The organism is Pseudoalteromonas sp. SG43-1 (assembly GCF_014164415.1).
GTDB lineage: Bacteria > Pseudomonadota > Gammaproteobacteria > Enterobacterales > Alteromonadaceae > Pseudoalteromonas > Pseudoalteromonas distincta.
Map to the genome: position 1 here is coordinate 80,232 of NZ_JACJFD010000017.1, position 17,306 is coordinate 97,537.

At 39.0% G+C, this 17,306-nt stretch carries 19 protein-coding genes; 12 read left to right on the plus strand and 7 right to left on the minus strand.

Going from position 1 to position 17,306, the window contains the following annotated elements; translation table 11 throughout:
* Positions 1 to 80: 80 nt before the first annotated feature.
* Positions 81 to 668 carry a nucleoid occlusion factor SlmA gene (gene slmA, locus H5159_RS12870; protein ID WP_004335558.1) on the minus strand — a complete coding sequence of 196 codons (588 nt, stop codon included), beginning with the start codon at positions 666 to 668 and terminating at the stop codon, positions 81 to 83.
* A gap of 111 nt (positions 669 to 779) precedes the next feature.
* Positions 780 to 1,973, minus strand: a complete 1,194-nt coding sequence (gene coaBC / locus H5159_RS12875; RefSeq protein WP_182780404.1) for a bifunctional phosphopantothenoylcysteine decarboxylase/phosphopantothenate--cysteine ligase CoaBC — start codon at positions 1,971 to 1,973, stop codon at positions 780 to 782.
* A 144-nt stretch (positions 1,974 to 2,117) separates the two neighbouring features.
* On the opposite strand from coaBC, the gene radC reads away from it, so the two are divergent.
* From radC to rpmG, 3 genes are all read left to right on the plus strand, one after another.
* The gene (radC, locus tag H5159_RS12880) at positions 2,118 to 2,792 is read left to right on the plus strand and encodes a RadC family protein (RefSeq protein ID WP_024590645.1); all 675 of its coding nucleotides are present in this window, start codon (positions 2,118 to 2,120) and stop codon (positions 2,790 to 2,792) included.
* Between the two features lie 274 nt (positions 2,793 to 3,066).
* On the plus strand, positions 3,067 to 3,303 hold the full coding sequence (gene rpmB / locus H5159_RS12885; protein ID WP_004335549.1) for a 50S ribosomal protein L28: 237 nt from the start codon (positions 3,067 to 3,069) through the stop codon (positions 3,301 to 3,303).
* Between the two features lie 11 nt (positions 3,304 to 3,314).
* Complete coding sequence (gene rpmG, locus H5159_RS12890) at positions 3,315 to 3,470, plus strand: 50S ribosomal protein L33 (protein WP_004335545.1); 156 nt, start codon at positions 3,315 to 3,317, stop codon at positions 3,468 to 3,470.
* Positions 3,471 to 3,672: 202 nt separating this feature from the next.
* Here the strand turns inward: rpmG and H5159_RS12895 are convergent, their stop codons facing one another.
* Entirely contained in the window at positions 3,673 to 4,599 is a 927-nt protein-coding gene (locus H5159_RS12895; RefSeq protein ID WP_004335532.1) for a manganese-dependent inorganic pyrophosphatase, read from the minus strand.
* 118 nt (positions 4,600 to 4,717) lie between these two features.
* Between H5159_RS12895 and H5159_RS12900 the strand changes: the two genes are divergently transcribed.
* Complete coding sequence (locus H5159_RS12900) at positions 4,718 to 5,233, plus strand: hypothetical protein (RefSeq protein WP_004335529.1); 516 nt, start codon at positions 4,718 to 4,720, stop codon at positions 5,231 to 5,233.
* Positions 5,233 to 6,042 (plus strand): bifunctional DNA-formamidopyrimidine glycosylase/DNA-(apurinic or apyrimidinic site) lyase, encoded by an 810-nt coding sequence (gene mutM / locus H5159_RS12905; protein ID WP_182695558.1) that lies wholly within the window; start codon positions 5,233 to 5,235, stop codon positions 6,040 to 6,042. Before H5159_RS12900 ends, mutM begins: the two co-directional genes overlap by 1 nt.
* A 69-nt stretch (positions 6,043 to 6,111) precedes the next feature.
* Here mutM and H5159_RS12910 read toward each other — a convergent pair whose 3' ends face one another.
* From H5159_RS12910 to H5159_RS12925, 4 genes are read right to left on the minus strand one after another with little or no spacing between them, the layout of a single operon-like run.
* Positions 6,112 to 6,612 (minus strand): DUF3299 domain-containing protein, encoded by a 501-nt coding sequence (locus H5159_RS12910; RefSeq protein WP_004335523.1) that lies wholly within the window; start codon positions 6,610 to 6,612, stop codon positions 6,112 to 6,114.
* Between the two features lie 14 nt (positions 6,613 to 6,626).
* Complete coding sequence (locus tag H5159_RS12915) at positions 6,627 to 7,880, minus strand: ABC transporter permease (protein ID WP_182780405.1); 1,254 nt, start codon at positions 7,878 to 7,880, stop codon at positions 6,627 to 6,629.
* Positions 7,877 to 8,575, minus strand: coding sequence for an ABC transporter ATP-binding protein (locus H5159_RS12920; RefSeq protein ID WP_024597019.1), 699 nt, complete (start codon positions 8,573 to 8,575; stop codon positions 7,877 to 7,879). Before H5159_RS12920 ends, H5159_RS12915 begins: the two co-directional genes overlap by 4 nt.
* Before the next feature lie 7 nt (positions 8,576 to 8,582).
* Entirely contained in the window at positions 8,583 to 9,653 is a 1,071-nt protein-coding gene (locus H5159_RS12925) for a CDP-glycerol glycerophosphotransferase family protein (RefSeq protein ID WP_182695555.1), read from the minus strand.
* 178 nt (positions 9,654 to 9,831) lie between these two features.
* On the opposite strand from H5159_RS12925, the gene H5159_RS12930 reads away from it, so the two are divergent.
* The 7 genes from H5159_RS12930 to H5159_RS12960 form a co-directional block, all read left to right on the plus strand.
* Complete coding sequence (locus H5159_RS12930) at positions 9,832 to 10,935, plus strand: phosphoribosylaminoimidazolesuccinocarboxamide synthase (protein ID WP_004335513.1); 1,104 nt, start codon at positions 9,832 to 9,834, stop codon at positions 10,933 to 10,935.
* A 122-nt stretch (positions 10,936 to 11,057) separates the two neighbouring features.
* Positions 11,058 to 11,720, plus strand: a complete 663-nt coding sequence (locus H5159_RS12935) for a methylamine utilization protein (protein ID WP_004335512.1) — start codon at positions 11,058 to 11,060, stop codon at positions 11,718 to 11,720.
* Positions 11,713 to 14,028 carry an EAL domain-containing protein gene (locus H5159_RS12940; RefSeq protein ID WP_182732917.1) on the plus strand — a complete coding sequence of 772 codons (2,316 nt, stop codon included), beginning with the start codon at positions 11,713 to 11,715 and terminating at the stop codon, positions 14,026 to 14,028. The genes H5159_RS12935 and H5159_RS12940 overlap by 8 nt, the downstream gene beginning before the upstream one ends.
* Complete coding sequence (locus tag H5159_RS12945) at positions 14,015 to 14,848, plus strand: DUF3034 family protein (protein WP_024597016.1); 834 nt, start codon at positions 14,015 to 14,017, stop codon at positions 14,846 to 14,848. Before H5159_RS12940 ends, H5159_RS12945 begins: the two co-directional genes overlap by 14 nt.
* Positions 14,848 to 15,267 carry a group 1 truncated hemoglobin gene (locus H5159_RS12950; RefSeq protein WP_024597015.1) on the plus strand — a complete coding sequence of 140 codons (420 nt, stop codon included), beginning with the start codon at positions 14,848 to 14,850 and terminating at the stop codon, positions 15,265 to 15,267. Before H5159_RS12945 ends, H5159_RS12950 begins: the two co-directional genes overlap by 1 nt.
* Positions 15,268 to 15,444: 177 nt before the next feature.
* Positions 15,445 to 16,539: a capsular biosynthesis protein gene (locus tag H5159_RS12955; protein WP_240915897.1), complete on the plus strand. Its 1,095-nt coding sequence runs from the start codon at positions 15,445 to 15,447 to the stop codon at positions 16,537 to 16,539.
* Positions 16,539 to 17,306: sulfurtransferase (locus tag H5159_RS12960; protein ID WP_182780406.1), on the plus strand; the 768-nt coding region annotated here is incomplete at its 3' end. The genes H5159_RS12955 and H5159_RS12960, both read left to right, overlap by 1 nt.

Below are 17,306 nucleotides of genomic sequence, written 5' to 3' on the forward strand. Positions count from 1 at the left end.
GATCAGATAAATGGCAGCTACATACGACAAAACGACCCGGAGGTCGTTTTTTAGTATTCAATTTATTAATTTAGCAAACATTACAGCCAAATTTTTTGTAGCTCAAGCCATTGTTTTTCAAATTGAACACTAGGTTTTGCTTTAAAGTCGCTACGTACAAACTGATTCATTTTGCCTTCAACGTAGGCAAGTAAAAAGTTTGCAAGTGTAAGCTCATCACTTTGAAAGTTTTTACCTTCACGTAATTTGCGCTCACGAAGCACTTGTTTAAACTGAGTTTCTAGTTTTTCAAACAAGGTTTGTACACGTTCGCGTAAACGTTCTTGCTCACCTTGCAGAGCATCGCCCGTTAAAATACGAGTAATACCTGGGTTTTTTTCAGCAAAGGTTAGAAGTAATAATAGAATGTTATAAATGCGCGTTTGGCTTTCTTTTTCGTTTTCAATAATAATATTTATACGAGATAAAAGGGTATCTTCAATAAACTCAATTAAGCCCTCAAACATACGCGCCTTGCTCGGAAAATGACGGTATAGCGCGGCTTCAGACACACCCACCTCAGCAGCTAGTTTTGCTGTGGTGATGCGTTGTCCTAAATTAGTTTCTAACATTTGTGCGAGTGCTTGCAGTATTTGCTCTTTGCGATTACTTCTTTTTGTCGCAGGCATGAACATTCCTTTTTATTAGTTATTCTTAGTGGCGCAGTTAAGAACCCTAGTCATTTTTTGTTCAAATGATTGGCGTATGTTAATGTTTTATTCAGTTTGTTTCCAGCCTTTTTATAGATGTTTAGCCAGCTGTTCGATCACCTTGCGAGCTATTTCTACTTTACTTGTTGTTGGTAATTCTAGTTGTTCATTGTGCCAGTACAGTGTTAAAGCATTATGATCGGAATTAAACCCTAAGCCACTTTTTGATACGTCATTAGCGCAAATCATATCTAGATTTTTATTTTGTAGTTTACCTTTAGCATAGCTTTCTACATTTTGAGTTTCGGCGGCAAATCCAACCGTATAAGGGCGGTTTTGTGTAAGGTTTGCAATAGCTGCAATTACGTCAGGGTTTTTAGTTAAAGTAAGGGTGAGTTCGTCGCCTTGCTTTTTCATTTTTTGAGTCGCAATGTTTGCAGCTCGATAATCCGCAACAGCAGCGCAACCTATAAAAGCATCAGATTGTGGTGCATAGGTAAGTGACTCAGTTAATAGCTCCTCAGCGCTTTCTATATTAATAAGGTTTACGCCAGTAGGGGCTTTTATAGTGACAGGACCCGAAATTAAATTAACTTTAGCACCGAATTGCAAAGCGGCTTCTGCCAGTGCATAACCCATTTTTCCAGAACTGTGATTTGATATAAAACGTACCGGATCGAGAGGCTCACGCGTTGGGCCTGCCGTTATTGTAATTGTTTTTCCTGCAAGTAATTGCGGTTGCTCTTTTACTGTACATAGTGCAACTAGCTCATGTGGCTCTAACATGCGCCCAGCGCCGATATCGCCACAGGCTTGCTCACCTTTACCTGGGCCCCAAATAAGTACGTTACGTGCTTGTAATGTGGCTAAATTTGCTTGTGTAGCTGCGTGTCCATACATTTGCTGGTTCATGGCTGGTGCTACGGCTACTTTTGCAGGCGTTGCTAGCAGTAACGTTGTTAGTAGGTCATCAGCAATGCCCGCTGCCATTTTTGCAATAATATTGCAGGTCGCTGGGGCAACTAAAATTAAGTCAGCCCATTTTGCAAATTCAATATGCCCCATTGAAGCTTCAGCAGAAGGGTCTAGTAATGAGTCAGAGACTGTTTCTCCACTAACGGCTTGCATGGTCAGTGGTGTAATAAAGTGTTTAGCTGATTCAGTCATAACTACTTTTACTTCACAACCAGCGTCTTTTAATCGCCTAACGAGTTCTGCGCATTTATAAGCTGCAATACCGCCGGTAATACCTAGTACAATTTTTTTGTTTGTTAAGTTAGTCATGGAAGTTCATCAGTTTTTATTAAATATTGGGCTTAAAATAACAAATCTTTACCCGTACAGCGAAGTTTTTTAATTCGAAATAACAGGCTAAATTTTAAATTTGCATTACATTTATAAGACACTTTCGCCTCTCAAGGATGAACAATGCAACTTACTTCACTTCCAAACTCACTTCGACCTCGTGAAAAACTCATCTCCAAAGGAGCTAAAGCACTTACTGATGCTGAGCTCCTTGCCATATTTTTACGAACAGGGTTACCAGGAATGAATGTAATTGAGTTGGCTCAGCATCTATTAAATGAAAATAAAACCCTACATAATTTGTTTAATGCCAGTATTGAGGAGTTTTGCTCTCAAAAGGGGTTAGGGACCGCTAAGTATGTGCAGCTACAAGCTGTATTAGAGCTAAGTCAACGTTATATGCAGGAGCGTTGCCAACGAGATGCAGTGTTTAATTCGCCAAACTCAGTTTATGACTATCTAACAATTCAAATGCGAGGCTTGCAACAAGAAGTATTTATGGTGTTATACCTAGATAGCCAAAATAGATTAGTAAAAGACGAAATACTTTTTTATGGCACAATTAATTCTGCCAGTGTTTATCCGCGTGAAGTGGTAAAGGCTGCCCTTAAAAATAATGCAGCCGCTGTTATTTTTGCGCATAATCACCCAAGTGGTATTGCAGAACCGAGCCAAGCAGACAAACTTATTACGAATAAATTGCAGCAAGCACTGCAATTGGTCGACATAAGTGTGCTCGATCACATCATTGTTGGTGGAGAAACCTGTGTTTCGTTTGCCGAGCGAGGCCTGATTTAGCTTTGTTAGACACATAAGTGTGTTAAAAATGAGCTGTTTAACGTGTTTTGGCAAATTAGTTTAATTTAAATGCAGTTTTTACTTTCCCTAAGGGCATTCGATCTTTATAATTAGCCGCTATCAAATTTACATATATGAGCTGATTGGATAGATCAGTGTTTGATCTTTGCCTGTAAAAGCTGTATAAAGAGCGCCCTTCGATTTATCTCTAGGGCGGAAATACACGGCCTTAGATTAAATTAAGCTCGAGCGAAGTTATTGGAGATATATAGACATGTCTAAAGTATGTCAAGTTACAGGTAAGCGTCCAGCGGTTGGTAATCACCGTTCACACGCGAGAAACGCGACTAGACGTCGTTTCCTACCTAACCTACAAACACACCGTTTTTGGGTTGAAAGTGAAAAACGTTTTGTAACATTACGCACTACTACTAAAGGTATGCGTATTATCGATAAAAAAGGCATCGACACGGTTCTTACAGAAATCCGTGCTCGCGGCGTTAAAGTTTAAGGATCTGAATCATGCGCGATAAAATCCGTTTAGTTTCAACTGCCGGTACTGGTTTTTTCTACACTACTGACAAAAACAAACGTAACATGCCTGAGAAGATGGAAATCAAAAAGTTTGATCCAAAGATTCGTAAACATGTTCTTTTTAAAGAAGCTAAAATTAAGTAATTTTAGTTCTTCTTTTAGAATTTAAAAACCCAGCTTAGGCTGGGTTTTTTGTTTTTAAACTATGATTAGCGAATTGACATAAAAAAACCTCGTTGGCATAACCAACAAGGCTTTTAAATCAAAAAACGTTATACCAATAGCATTAAATTAGTGATTTATTTAATGCGATAAAATAATCATGTTTTTAATAAAATTGGTATCATCAGATTTTTGTGAATGCATCTTGTAGTGGTGGTACTACTTGCTTTTTACGGCTCAGTACACCATCTAACCATACTTTATCATTCTCTGGTTTTACACCGTAAGCCTGCTCAACTAAGTTTGCATCGTCAGATACAATTAGCATTTCTGAGCCTTCTTTCATTATATCGGTAAGCAGTAAAAATACAGAGTGGCGGTTGCCCTCAACTTTTAGCTTAGCAATATCGGCTGCAAGGTCTGCTTTAATATCGTCAAAAACAGCAAGGTCGATTACTTCTAGCTGGCCAATGCCTACTAGGTTACCGTTCATGTTGAAATCTTTAAAGTCACGCATTACTAAATCACGTGCTGGTGTGTCTTCTACCGCAGATTTAACGCGGAACATATCCATACCAAGTTCTTTAAAGTCTTCGATGCCTGCAATTTCAGCTAGCGCTTCAACACATTTAATATCGGCTGTGGTACATGTTGGCGATTTAAATATAACTGTGTCGCTTAAAATTGCACACATCATGATACCAGCGATGTCTTTAGGGATTTCTACGTTGTAGAAGTCATACATCATTTTAATAATGGTGTTTGAACAACCAACAGGACGAATCCAACATTCAAGCGGAGTCGATGATGTTAAGTCACCTAATTTATGGTGATCTACCACACCAACAACGCGAGCTTGGTCGATATCATCAGGTGCTTGTGTTTTTTCTGTGTGATCTACAATATACACATCTTCACCAGCGTAGCTTAACTTAAGCTCTGGTGCTTCAAAACCAAATCTATCAAGGATAAATTGAGTTTCAGGTGAAACTTCACCAAGACGAGTTGGAATTGCTGGCTCATCAATTTGGTTTTTTAAATAAGCCAGTGCAATTGCACCACAAATAGAATCTGAATCTGGGATTTTATGGCCCACTACATACATAGACATTGACGGAACTCCTTTAAATTTGCCGATATTCTAACAAAGTCTGCGGCCTTTAACATATAGACAGCGCAATTAAGTTTTAGTTACACTTTAAAATCTTGAATTTATTAGGTGTATTTATATGCGACTGGGCCGTAAAGGTTGGAACAACGTTATAATATTTTCGATGTTGATTATGATCTTCTTTTTAAATGGCTGGCATAAGCAATTTTTAGGAGGGGAGGATAAACCAGCGTTACAAGCTGTACTCCCCCAGCAAAGTTTTGTACTTACACTGCAATTTGTTGATCAAAAAATTGAGCGAATAGGAACAAGTTGGCGTACAACACCACTACAAAAAGATATACCGCTCGTGTGGAAAGCGTCTGAGCAGCAGCTTAGTGATTTAGTTAACCAATGGCAAAGCGCGGCGCTAATGGGGGTTAATGAGTCTGTTGTTTTTAATCCTAATGCACCTTTATACGTTGCTACATTTGAGTTGGCTGGCGAAAGTATGCCGTGGGTTTATTTGCTCTACAAAGGCGATGGACAATATTATTTACTCGAAAAGAGAAGCCAGCGAATACTCGCACTCGATTTAAAAACTGCTCAGCAGTTATTCCCTAGTTTTGATTTTTCACAAAGTGAGTCTAATTAATGCCTGAATTACCAGAGGTAGAAGTGAGCCGAATGGGTATCACTCCCCACGTACAAAACCAAGTTGTTACAAAGGTAAATATTTACAATGCCAGTATGCGCTGGCCAGTGCCCGATGATGTGTATCAACTTGAAGGGCTAATTGTTACAAGTATTGAGCGACGAGCTAAATATTTACTTTTACATTGTGAGCTTGGGAGCACTATTTTACATTTGGGTATGTCAGGCAATTTGCGGGTTGTAGATAAAAGTGAGCCTTTAAAAAAGCACGACCATGTAGAATTTGTATTTGGAAATAATAAGGCGCTGCGCTTGAACGATCCTCGTCGTTTTGGTTGTTGCTTATGGCAAGAGCCCGGTGAAGTGCATAAGCTACTCTCTAAGCTTGGTCCTGAGCCGCTTACCGATGATTTTTTTGCTAAACGCGTGTACGAACAATCGCGCAATAAAAAAGTACCGGTAAAGCAGTTTATTATGGATAACGCAGTTGTTGTTGGTGTTGGTAATATTTACGCGAATGAATCGTTATTTAAAGCGGGTATACATCCAAAGCGAGAAGCGGGAAAAGTATCGCTCAAACGTTATCAAGCACTTATCCCTATTATAAAAGACACGCTTGCGGCGGCTATTACACAAGGTGGTACAACGCTTAAAGACTTTGCACAAAGTGATGGTAAGCCTGGGTATTTTGCCCAAGAGTTATTAGTATATGGGCGCAAAGGTAAGCCATGTATGACGTGCGAAAACGAATTAGAAGAAATTAGATTAGGGCAACGCAGTACTATTTTTTGCTCAAATTGCCAAAAGTAGTTATTTGAATTTTACTGACTCTAAATTTAATGAGATTTAAGGGCCAGCTTTAAAAGCGGGCCCTTTATTTTAAAGCTCGAACGGTGCTACACCGACTGCCTTCATTTTATATCCTACCTGCGCTATTTCGCCCGACCATGTTTCTGTGCTTATTATTCCGGTTACAACGATTGCGTCGTACAGACTATCTATAGGCACACCACCTTTAATCGTTACATGGACTATTTGATTTGGCGGTGGTGGTGGTACGTGTATACAGGCGCCAAAATAAGGCACGAGTAAAAACTCAGTAATGACTTCGCTATCGCCCTCAAGTGGCACAACAAAACCTGGCAAACTTACCGATTGACCATCAAGCGCTTTTACCACTGGAGCATCTAAATCGGGTTGCACCCAGTTTTGATCGCTGCCTTCGTGATTAGCTTGTGCTTGAGTGTCTATTTGCATATGACCTTTGGGAATTAAGTCTTCCCAAAAAATTTCTTTTGGTGGATTGGCATAGCTCGCTACGCTTATAAATAATAAGCTAATAGCAGCAATGTATTGAAAAGCTGTTTTAAAAAATGTCATAAAATACCTAAAGATTATGCTTTTATACTCATGCCATCGCTGAGTGAATAAAAATAAGCGCGAGTAGCGGGTATTAAGCCAATAACAAAACCTGCGGCCATAATAACCCCGATTAAGCCCAGTTCATAGTAAGAGAGCATTGTGATATTTACGCTTATACCGGCATGGCTTTGTAAGTAACCGCTGGCTGAAAAAATAACTAAATAGTAAAGCGCACTACCCACTAGGCAACCAAGTAAAGTTGTCAGTAATGACTCAATACTTATAAGTGTAAATAAATGCCAAGGGCGAGCGCCTACTGAGCGCAATATAGCAAGTTCGCGACGTCGCTGGCTCAGATTTGCAAGCAATGTCGTTAACATACCAAGTAAGCTAACTAACACGACAACAGCTGAGAATAGTAATAGTATTTTTTCTACTATGGCGAGCATTTCCCATAACTCTTTAAGTGTTACGGTTGGCATAATGCCAAGCAGGGCTTCTGGCTTATATTGATTTATATTGCGCCTAATTTGTAATGTGTACAAAGGCGAATTAAATCCCATTAAAAATGCTGTAATTTGCTTAGGGTGACCAACTAGGTTGTTATGTTCGTCATGCTCATGCTCATGCTCATGCTCATGGCTCGCTTTACCGCCGTGAATTAAATCGATTGCAGCCAAAGGAATGTGCAGCGTTTTATCAACTGGCGTGCCTGTTGGGTTTAAAATGCCGACGACTTTAAATGGGTTATCGTCATGATGATGAAAACTGGTGTTCCCCATGCCGTGCGATATAACAATAGAGTCGTTAAGTTTGTAGCCTAGTTTATTTGCAACTTCGCTACCTAGCACCACTTCGTTAATTGCGGCAAAAGGGTGGCCTTTGTTAAAGATTAAATTTTGTTTTTTTGCAAAGCGATAATGGCTAAAGTAATCAAGTGTTGTGCCTAGTACCGCTTGGCCTTTATGGCTGTCGCCTAGGCTTATAGGTATGCTCCATTTTACGCCTCGCTGACTTGTTATGTATTGATAACTTTTCCAACTTACGCCGTTATTAGTATGGCCAATTCTAAATACTGACGAAAGCAGCAACTGTATATCGCCGGTACGCGCACCAACAATTAAATCAGTGCCCGAAATAGTATTACTAAAACTACTTTTAGCATCAATTCGTACACGTTCAATACTCAAAAGTAGCATTACACTAATTGCGATAGTAAATAATGTAAGCAGTACACTTGCGCGGCGATTTAATAAGCTTTTGTAAGCAAGTTTAGCGAGAATCATACCTGCTCCTGCAAATTTATAAGATCAATGGAGCGGTTAAATAAAGGCTTTAGTGTTTCATCGTGGCTCACAAATACCAGCGTACTATTAGATAACTTTGCTTGTTCAAACAGTAGCTTTATAAAGCTCTCACGGTTATTTGTATCGAGTGCAGATGTGGGCTCATCAGCAATTATTAGTTCAGGGCTGCCTATAAATGCGCGAGCGGCAGCAACGCGCTGTTGCTGTCCAATACTCAGTGTCGCTACATCTTTATGGTGATACTGGGCAGTAAGGCCTAAAGCATTTAATAACCGTATCGCTTCTTTTTGTAAGGCAGAGTTTTTATTTGATGATTTCTTTAATATTTTTTGTTTTCGGCTTTTTGAAAACTCACACCCAAGCGTTATATTTTCAATAGGAGTTAAATAAGGAAGCAGGTTAAAGTTTTGAAAAATGTAGCCAATGTGATCCGCTCTAAAAACATCACGGGTGGTATTGCTTAATGTAGTTAGGTTTTGGTCTAAAATTGATACCTCACCGCTGGTGGCTGTATTAATGCCAGCAAGAATCGCTAATAAGGTCGATTTACCTGAGCCACTAGGACCGTGTAAAAAAATATGCTCACCTTTTTCTATAACTAACTCTTTTATGTTGAGCGTGGGTGAGCTATCGCTTTTATGCCACTTAAAAGTTACGTTTTTCAGGTTTATCATTATCCGATTACCAACCCCAGTAGTTTAGATCTTTACGCATTTTTAGCTGTCTTATTATATTTAATGGCTTGGGTTTTAGTTTTTCGTTACTTTGTAAAAATTCATTAGCTGCATTTAATACGCGTTGGCTAGATTGGCCATCGGTATACGGATGAAGTTCCTGGCAATAGCTTTCAATATTTTGCATTAAATCACTAGGTTTAGTAAGCACGTGTTCAATAGCTGCTTCTACTTCATCTGCGTCGGTAATATCAAGTAAATGAGGAAGTGGTTTTTGATTACAAAACGTGACTACCGGTTTACGTAGTAGTAAAAACATTAAAAGAACTGACGATGTATCGCACAGCATAACATCAGCAGCTTGCAGTAACGGCAAAACGTTATCGGTTTCAATAAATGTTAGATTTTCGTTACTCAGCGCTTTATATTTATTAACCCATTCGGCAGGCATTTTAGGATGAAACTGCATCAAAATACGCCACTTACCTTGCTCACTAAAATGTTTTATTTGCTCATATAATTTAGGAGCAAGTGATAGCTTTCGTGAGAAAGTAGAGCATATAAGTAAAGTAGGGCGAGGGTCGTCGCTTACATAAGGATTATTTGAAGTGTTACTAAAAAGTGGATCGAGTGTTGGCCAGCCAGTTTCAGTTACTTTAAAGAAACCATGCTGCTTAGCTAGCTCTTTAAATCGGGTTGTTGTATTTGGGCCTTGCGTACAATATAAATCGTAACAACCACGAATAGTAAAATGACCACGATTACCTTCAGAGCTGCGCTTTTCAGAATTAAAACCATGAAATACAGCTACTTTTTTACCTGGAATAAAGCTAGGTACTATATTACCCGGTATAAACGTAATGTTTGGAGCCCAGCTTTTTACATCTTTTATGGTATGTAAACGTGGCTCGTCTGTGGTTAAAAAATCGGGGTTTACTTCGCTACCCGCTAAAAACCAGCGTACTTCACCACCATGTGTCAATATTTGCGCCTGCAAAGGTCTCAAGATAGCGTATGAATAATTCTGAGAAATATACATTAAGTATTTTTTATTTTTAGTGGCAGTTAAGTAGTTCAAGCTATCTCCTCAGGCTGGTTAGCACATTAAGTTTACCCCATTGCGACTCGCTTATAAATATATGCCTTTATTTGTTTTAAGCATCCGATTGAGCTTTGAGGTTGGCTAGATTATTATACAGCCCATATAACCCCATACCATACTTTGCTCAAAGAGCATCCCTAACCCCGGAGATAGCATGACTAGCTATAAAGTTTTAGACGTAAACGATGATTTACCCATTCGTACCAAAGGTGAAGTACACAGCGGTAAAGTTCGTTCAGTTTATTGGTTAACTGATGAAGACAGCGCACGATTAATTAAAGATAAAGGCTACCAAGTACCGACAGGTACTGAGCTTGCTATTATGGTTATTTCAGACCGAATTTCTGCATTTGATTGCATTTGGCAGGGCGAAAACGGTTTAAATGGCGTACCAGGTAAAGGTATAGCGCTAAACTCAGTGGCAGCCCATTGGTTTAAGTTATTTGATAAAGCGGGTCTTGCGGGCAATCATATTGTAGATATTCCGCATCCGTATGTGTGGATTGTACGTAAAGCCAGTACAGTGAAGGTAGAGGCAATTGCTCGCCAATATATTACGGGTAGCATGTGGCGCGATTACGCTAAAGGCATACGTAACTTTTGTGGTATTGAATTACCAGAGGGTTTAAAAGCGAACCAAAAGCTTGATAACGTTTTAATTACGCCGTCAACAAAAGGTATTATTGAAGGCGTTGCTGATATTCCGCCTGTTGATGATGTAAATATTACTCGCGCTAATATTACTAATAACTTAGATGTATTTAACTTTAAATCGGCAGATGATGTAACCAAATACGAAAAACTGTTAGTTGAAGGTTTTAAATTAATTAGTGATGAACTAGCGAAGCTTGACCAAATTTTTGTAGATACTAAATTTGAGTTTGGTTATGTAGAGGATTTAAATGGCGCGCAACAGCTTATATATATTGATGAAGTAGGCACGCCTGATTCGTCACGTATTTGGGATGAAGCCGCTTACAAAGACGGTAAAATTGTTGAAAATTCTAAAGAAGGCTTTCGTCAATTACTGATTAATAACGTGCCAGAGAGCGACGTATTATTAAATAAAGATCGCATGAGTGAGCGTGAGCAGTTAGCTAAAGATTATATTTTACCAGAATCAGTAATGCTTGAAGTGTCAAATACCTATGTTGGCATAGCGAGTAAAATTGTTGGCAGAGATATCGTGATCCCTGAAGATCCTCGCCAAGAAGTTATTACTATTTTAGATAACGATTACGGATTAATTGTTAAATAACAGCACTTAAGTGCTAATAAAGCCAGTAAATAAATCTTTATTTTTAGTTACTGGGCTATAATTCTTGCAATTAGTGCTCGTCTCTAATTAACTTAACCTAACATTAATGTTTAGGTATTGTTATGTTTGAACGGGCATTGCAAAAGTTTGCTAAAAGTCATTACTTTTTAGCTATAGGTTTGTTTTTTAGTCAGTTTGCTTTAAGTGCGAATATTGAATTAGTAATAGAAGATCAACACGGCCAAAAGTTATCAGGTGCTGTGGTTGAGCTTAATATTGCTGGTAAACAAGCCACACCATCAAATTTGCCCATTGCTATAATGGATCAAGTCCATAAGCAGTTTTTACCCGAATTATTAGTTGTACAACAGGGTCAAAAAGTTAACTTTCCTAACAGCGATAATATTCGTCATCATGTTTATTCTTTTTCACAAGCTAAGCCTTTTCAACTAAGATTATATTCAGGCCAACCAAAAGAGCCCATTACGTTTGAGCAACAAGGGGTTGTTGTTTTGGGGTGTAATATACATGACTCTATGGTTGGCTATATTTATGTAGCTAATAGCGAATTCGTATATAAAACAGATAAAAAAGGCTATGTAAATTTGCCTATTAATACACTGCCTGCACAAGTGAGTGTGTGGCATCCATTACAAACAGCACCATTGGAGAATAAAAAAATGATAACAATTAATTCTCAAAAACAGTTACAGATAACAGTAAACACATCAACTCCAGCACCCAGAAATACCTTTGGTAGTAAGTTTAAGGCTGGTAATGACTAATAGTTTACGAAATCGCATAACCATTTTATGTGTTGGCTTAGTGTTATTAACCACTATGGTCAGCTTGTTTAGTTTTTGGTGGTCTACGAGTAAATTTCAAGAAGAAAAAGTAAATCAAGATATTACCGTAGCGCAAAATGTTTATAAGCAATATTTAAAGTCAAAAGAAAGCCTACTGTTAACCGCTGCAAAAGTACTCACCTCCGATTTTGGTTTTAAGCAAGCTGTAGCAACGCGAGATGCAGGTACAATCAGCAGCGTGTTGTTTAATCACAGTCAGCGTATTGATGCCGAATTAATGTTGTTACTTGATTTATCGGGTAAGCTAATTTCCGCCAATACTGACGAAGACGTTTTTGCACACAACTTAAAGCCCTTGATGGAAGAGCTTTTAAGTGCGCCAGAAGAGTCTAGTTTTGTGGTGCTTAATAACGAGCTGTATCAAATTATTTTATTACCTGTAAAAGCGCCACGTACAGTAGCCTATAGTTTGGTGGGCTTTAAAATTGACGACAATGTAGCCCATGAACTAAAAAGCTTAACAGGCATGGATGTAAGTTTTATAGGCAGTGCTGACGATATTGTTATTAGCTCATTAGCTAATCGTCCTGAGCAATTTGAACCTGTTAGCTATTTTAGTACCGTAACCACATCGCGGTTTTTTGGTGAGTATTTAGTGTTTCGTAACCGAGAAATAGATTTACCATCGTTGTTGACCCATCCCATAATTATTTTGCTGAGTGCCGATTTAACACAAAGTTATAGTGATTTCGAAAAACTGCTTTTTACACTTATTATTTTAGCTATTTTAACTATGTTTGTAGGTGTTATTACAAGCAGCATATTTGCAAATAATTTAACTACGCCACTTACTCAACTAGCTGTAATAGCAAGGCAATTTGCACAAGGGAATTATGCTTTTGAATTTAAAGGCCAAAGGCAAAGTACCGAAATAGACACGCTAGTCGCAGCGTTTGATAGCATGGGTAATGATATTAATCAGCGCGAGCAACAAATTAGCTTTCAAGCCCGTCACGACTCCCTAACAGGCTTTTATAACCGCTCAGCAATGCTTGAGGTGCTTGATGATGAGTTAGATTCATCAGCCGAGTACACGCTCGTTGCAATAGACATAAAAGGTCTTCGCCATATAAACGATAAGCTCGGTCCGCGCATTGGTGATGACTGCCTAAAGGCCGTTGCTTGCAGAATAAGTGAGTTTTCGGATGAGTTAGGGGGCTTTCATGCCCGTATTGGCGGCGATGAGTTTTTAACTGTGTTTCCGACTGCGGCAGCGCGTGAACACAAAAGCGGTATTGTTGGCTTAATGGCACAATTACAAGCGTGCTACACCATTCAAAAACTAAAAATTAACTTACGCTTTAGTGCAGGCATTGTGCAGTATCCTACACAAGGTATTGCAAGTGATGACTTAATGCGCCGTGTGCTAATTGCAGTTGAAAGTGCTGCAAACACACAAGAGAGCATACATTACTATCAAAATGGCGAAGACGAAGCGCACTTAGAGCGCTTAATAATGCTTGATGAACTAAAGCAGGCTATTAGTGATGACGATGGTCAATTGTTTATGACTTATCAGCCAAAATTACATTTGAAATCGCAAAAAATAGATAAAGTTGAGTCGCTTATTCGCTGGCAGCGAAAAGATGGTAGCTGGGTTAATCCTGAACTGTTTATTGACTTAGCCGAGCAGTCGGGGCTTATTGTTGAGCTTACTGGGTGGGTTGTTCATACGGTTGTAGCACAAGTAGCTGATTGGCAGTCTAAAAATATAAACTTACAGGCTGCAATAAATGTATCAGCGCAAGACATAGCATTTCCGGGCTTTCACGCTGCATTAGTTCGCACGCTTAAAAAGTACAAATTAGATTCTAAGCTGATCACTATTGAGCTTACTGAGCGCGATATGATCGAAAACGAAGAAAAAGGTATTAAAGCGCTCGAAAACCTAAAGGCAATTGGCGTTAAAATATCATTAGATGATTATGGTGTAGGGCAAACATCACTTGGTAGATTAAAAATGCTGCCTATTGATGAGCTTAAGCTAGATAAGTGCTTTATCCTAAAACTTGATGAATCGCAAAAAGATCAATTTATAGTGCAATCATCAATTACGTTGGGACATCAGCTAGGTTTCTCGGTTGTAGCTGAAGGGGTTGAAACGCTTGGCTCATTAAATTTACTTAGAGGCATGCAGTGCGACCATGCACAAGGCTATTACTTAAGTAGGCCTTTAAAAGCAGAACTATTAGAAGAATGGCTGGAGGAATACTATGCAAAAAATTAAATACTTATTAGCAAGTTTGTTTTTAATAGTTAGTGTGCCGAGCATTGCAAGCAATGGAAAACTGCTAGCTACGCCGGGAGTTTCTCAAATTGAAGGCAGTGGCGGCGGGGGGATTGTACCGTGGGCACAACTTGCTGGGTACGCAAGTGATGATGAATTTTCGGTAAATGGCTTTTGTAGTCGCGCAGATGTAACCGACTACACACTTGACGTATGTGGTGCACAACTTAATTTATTTAATCGTGTTGAGCTTAGTTATGCCCAACAGCGCTTTGATGTACCAGCACTTGATGCTGAAATAGAGCAATCAATTACAGGTGCTAAAATACGTTTGTACGGCGATATTGTTTACAGTGATTGGCCACAGCTTAGCTTAGGGATTCAGCATAAATCACTGGATGATGGCAGTATTGCAACACTTGTAGGCGCAGAAGAGACTAGCGGTACTGACTACTACCTCGCTGCTAGTAAATTACATTTAGGGGCTATTGCTGGCTATAACTGGTTTTGGAACGTAACTACAAGATACAGTGAAGCTAATCAACTTGGTTTACTTGGTTACGGTGGAGAAAATACTAGCGGAAAAGTATTATTTGAAGGCAGCACAGCACTATTTTTGAGTCGCGAAATAGCCGTAGGTGTTGAGTATCGTCAAAAATCAAATAACTTAAACTTAGGCGAACAAGATTGGAAAGACTTATTTGTAGCGTGGATGCCTAACAAGCATGTGAGTGTGACTGCGGCTTACCTTGATTTAGGAAGCATTGCAGGGGCTGACGATCAAACAGGTTGGTATTTATCGGTTACAGGGTATTGGTAATGAAAAGCGTTGGTATTTTTTTGATTTGTTTAGGGTTGCTTAGTGGGTGTGCAAATTCTACTAAGCTCTCACTTTATCAAAAGCTGGATGGTAAAGCTGGGATAGGCAGAATTGTTGATAGCTTTATCTATCAAATAGGCAATGACGAGCAGATAATTCATTACTTTGAACACAGTAATATAGCGCATTTCCGCCAAGGATTTATTAATCATATGTGCATGTTAGTAGAGGGCCCGTGTACATACGATGGTGACTCTATGGTGGCAATTCATACTGGTATGCATATTACAGAGAAAGATTTTAATCATGTTGTTGATTTGCTTATAAATGCAATGAATGAGCAAGATGTTAGCCATAGCTTACAAAACGATATTCTTTCTAGAATGGCGCCACTTCGTGATGAAATTATAAAAATGTAACTATAAAGCTTTCAAAGTAATTATTAAGTAAAGGGAACCTTGCTTTGATTGCATTGTCCACATAGAATTATTTCATAAAAACAACAATTGGCAAATATAGCTTGTATGGCTTATCTATTTATTTCTCGCAAAAATGTACACGCAAAATACTATAAAAAAATAATCAAAAGATTGTCGATGAATTGCCAATTACACATCATGGGAGCGCCTAAGCTTTCTGCTGTGAAATATTTAATAGATGCGTTCCAAGTTAATTTTACTGGTGTAGTAAACTCTCAACTAAAACGTAAAAGAGCACGTAATACAACTTGGAATAATTCTATCGTTACTGCGGTTTATAGTGCTGGTTTAGTTTTATTTGAACGATTACGATACGCCAAGTATTTAGCCTTATTAACCGAGACTAATCCTGAATACATTGTCATTTGGAACGGCAATAAACTTCCAAATACAACCGTTGCTATGGCTGCAAAAGCATTAGGTGTAAAGCAGTTTTATTATGAAAATGGTTTACTACCCGGTACAAGCAGTTTAGACCCTAATGGTATTAACTATAATGCGTCGTTAAGCCGTGACCCTTCTTTTTACCTAAATTTTGACCCACAAAATAAGTTAAACTTTTCTGCGCCGGATTTAATTCCAAGAGCTGATCATAAAAAGCGCTGTGAATTTGAGTGCGCCGATGTGCCAGAACGCTATATATTTGCGCCTTTTCAAGTACCTCACGATACTCAATTAGCTAGCTTTTCTCCGTGGATAAACTCTATGGACATGTTTTACGACGAGGTGATTAAAGCCGTCAAAAGCTTAAATGATCCAAGTTTAAAAGTGGTTTTTAAAGAGCATCCGTCGTGGCATAAACATTACGCTCATCTTTATGAAAAAGATCCGATTGCAATTTTTGCTAATGGAAATCAAACGAGTGATTTGATTAAGTGCGCAGAAGCCGTATTAACGATTAATTCAACGGTCGGCTTAGAAGCATTACTGCTAAATAAACGAGTTTTAACTCTTGGACAAGCCTGTTACAACATTGAGGGCTTGGTAAAGCATGCGAGCACTGCCGAGCAGCTTGCAGCAAATCTGAACGAAGTAATGCAGGGCTGGCAACCAAATACATTATTAAAGGATAAGTTTTTTAGCTTTATTGAACATGTATATTGTATTCCTGGCGTTTGGAAACACACTGAAGATAAACACATTAAAGCGATTGAAGCGCGTTTTACGGGTAATGATGAGTTTGCTAAATATCATGGTGATAAGGAATCGTAGTGAAAAACCTAATTAGCTGTCAGCAATTACACGAGCAAATTAATAATCCTGCATTAGTGATATTTGATGCAGGTATGCTGCGCCCAGGTGTTTTGGGTACTTATTCGCCACAAGCAATGCTGCCCAACGCTAAACGTTTTGACATAAAAAACGAGTTGGCCGATAGATCAAATCCCTTACCAAGTACGGTATGCAGCGAGCAGCAGTTTACCCACGTGATGCAAAATGCAGGAGTAAATAACGATTCGTTTATAGTTGTATACGAAGATGGCGGTTTATTTAGCGCAGCAAGGGCGTGGTGGATGTTTAAAGCTATGGGGCATCACAACGTAAAAGTACTCAGTGGTGGCCTTAAAAAGTGGTTAGAGAGCGGTTACGCCACACAGCAAGGTTATAGCAAATCGTTAGGTAAAAGTGATTTTACGGCAAGCTATAATCCTGAGTATTTTATCAATAGCCAACAAGTGGTTGACGCAATTGATGAGCCCAGCATTGTATTGCTAGATGCACGTGCTTATAAGCGTTTTACAGGCGAAGAAAGTGAACCCCGAAAAGGCATGCGTAGCGGGCATATCCCAAATAGTCGCTCGTTGCCTTTTATGGATTTACTTAATAAAGGTGAAGCCAAACCACTTGCCGAAATTAAAGCGATATTTAGTGACGTGGTTGATGATGCGCGACAGTTACAGTTTAGCTGTGGCTCAGGTATTACAGCGTGTGCTTTAGCGTTATTTGCTACCGAATGTGGTTACAGTAATTTAAGCGTT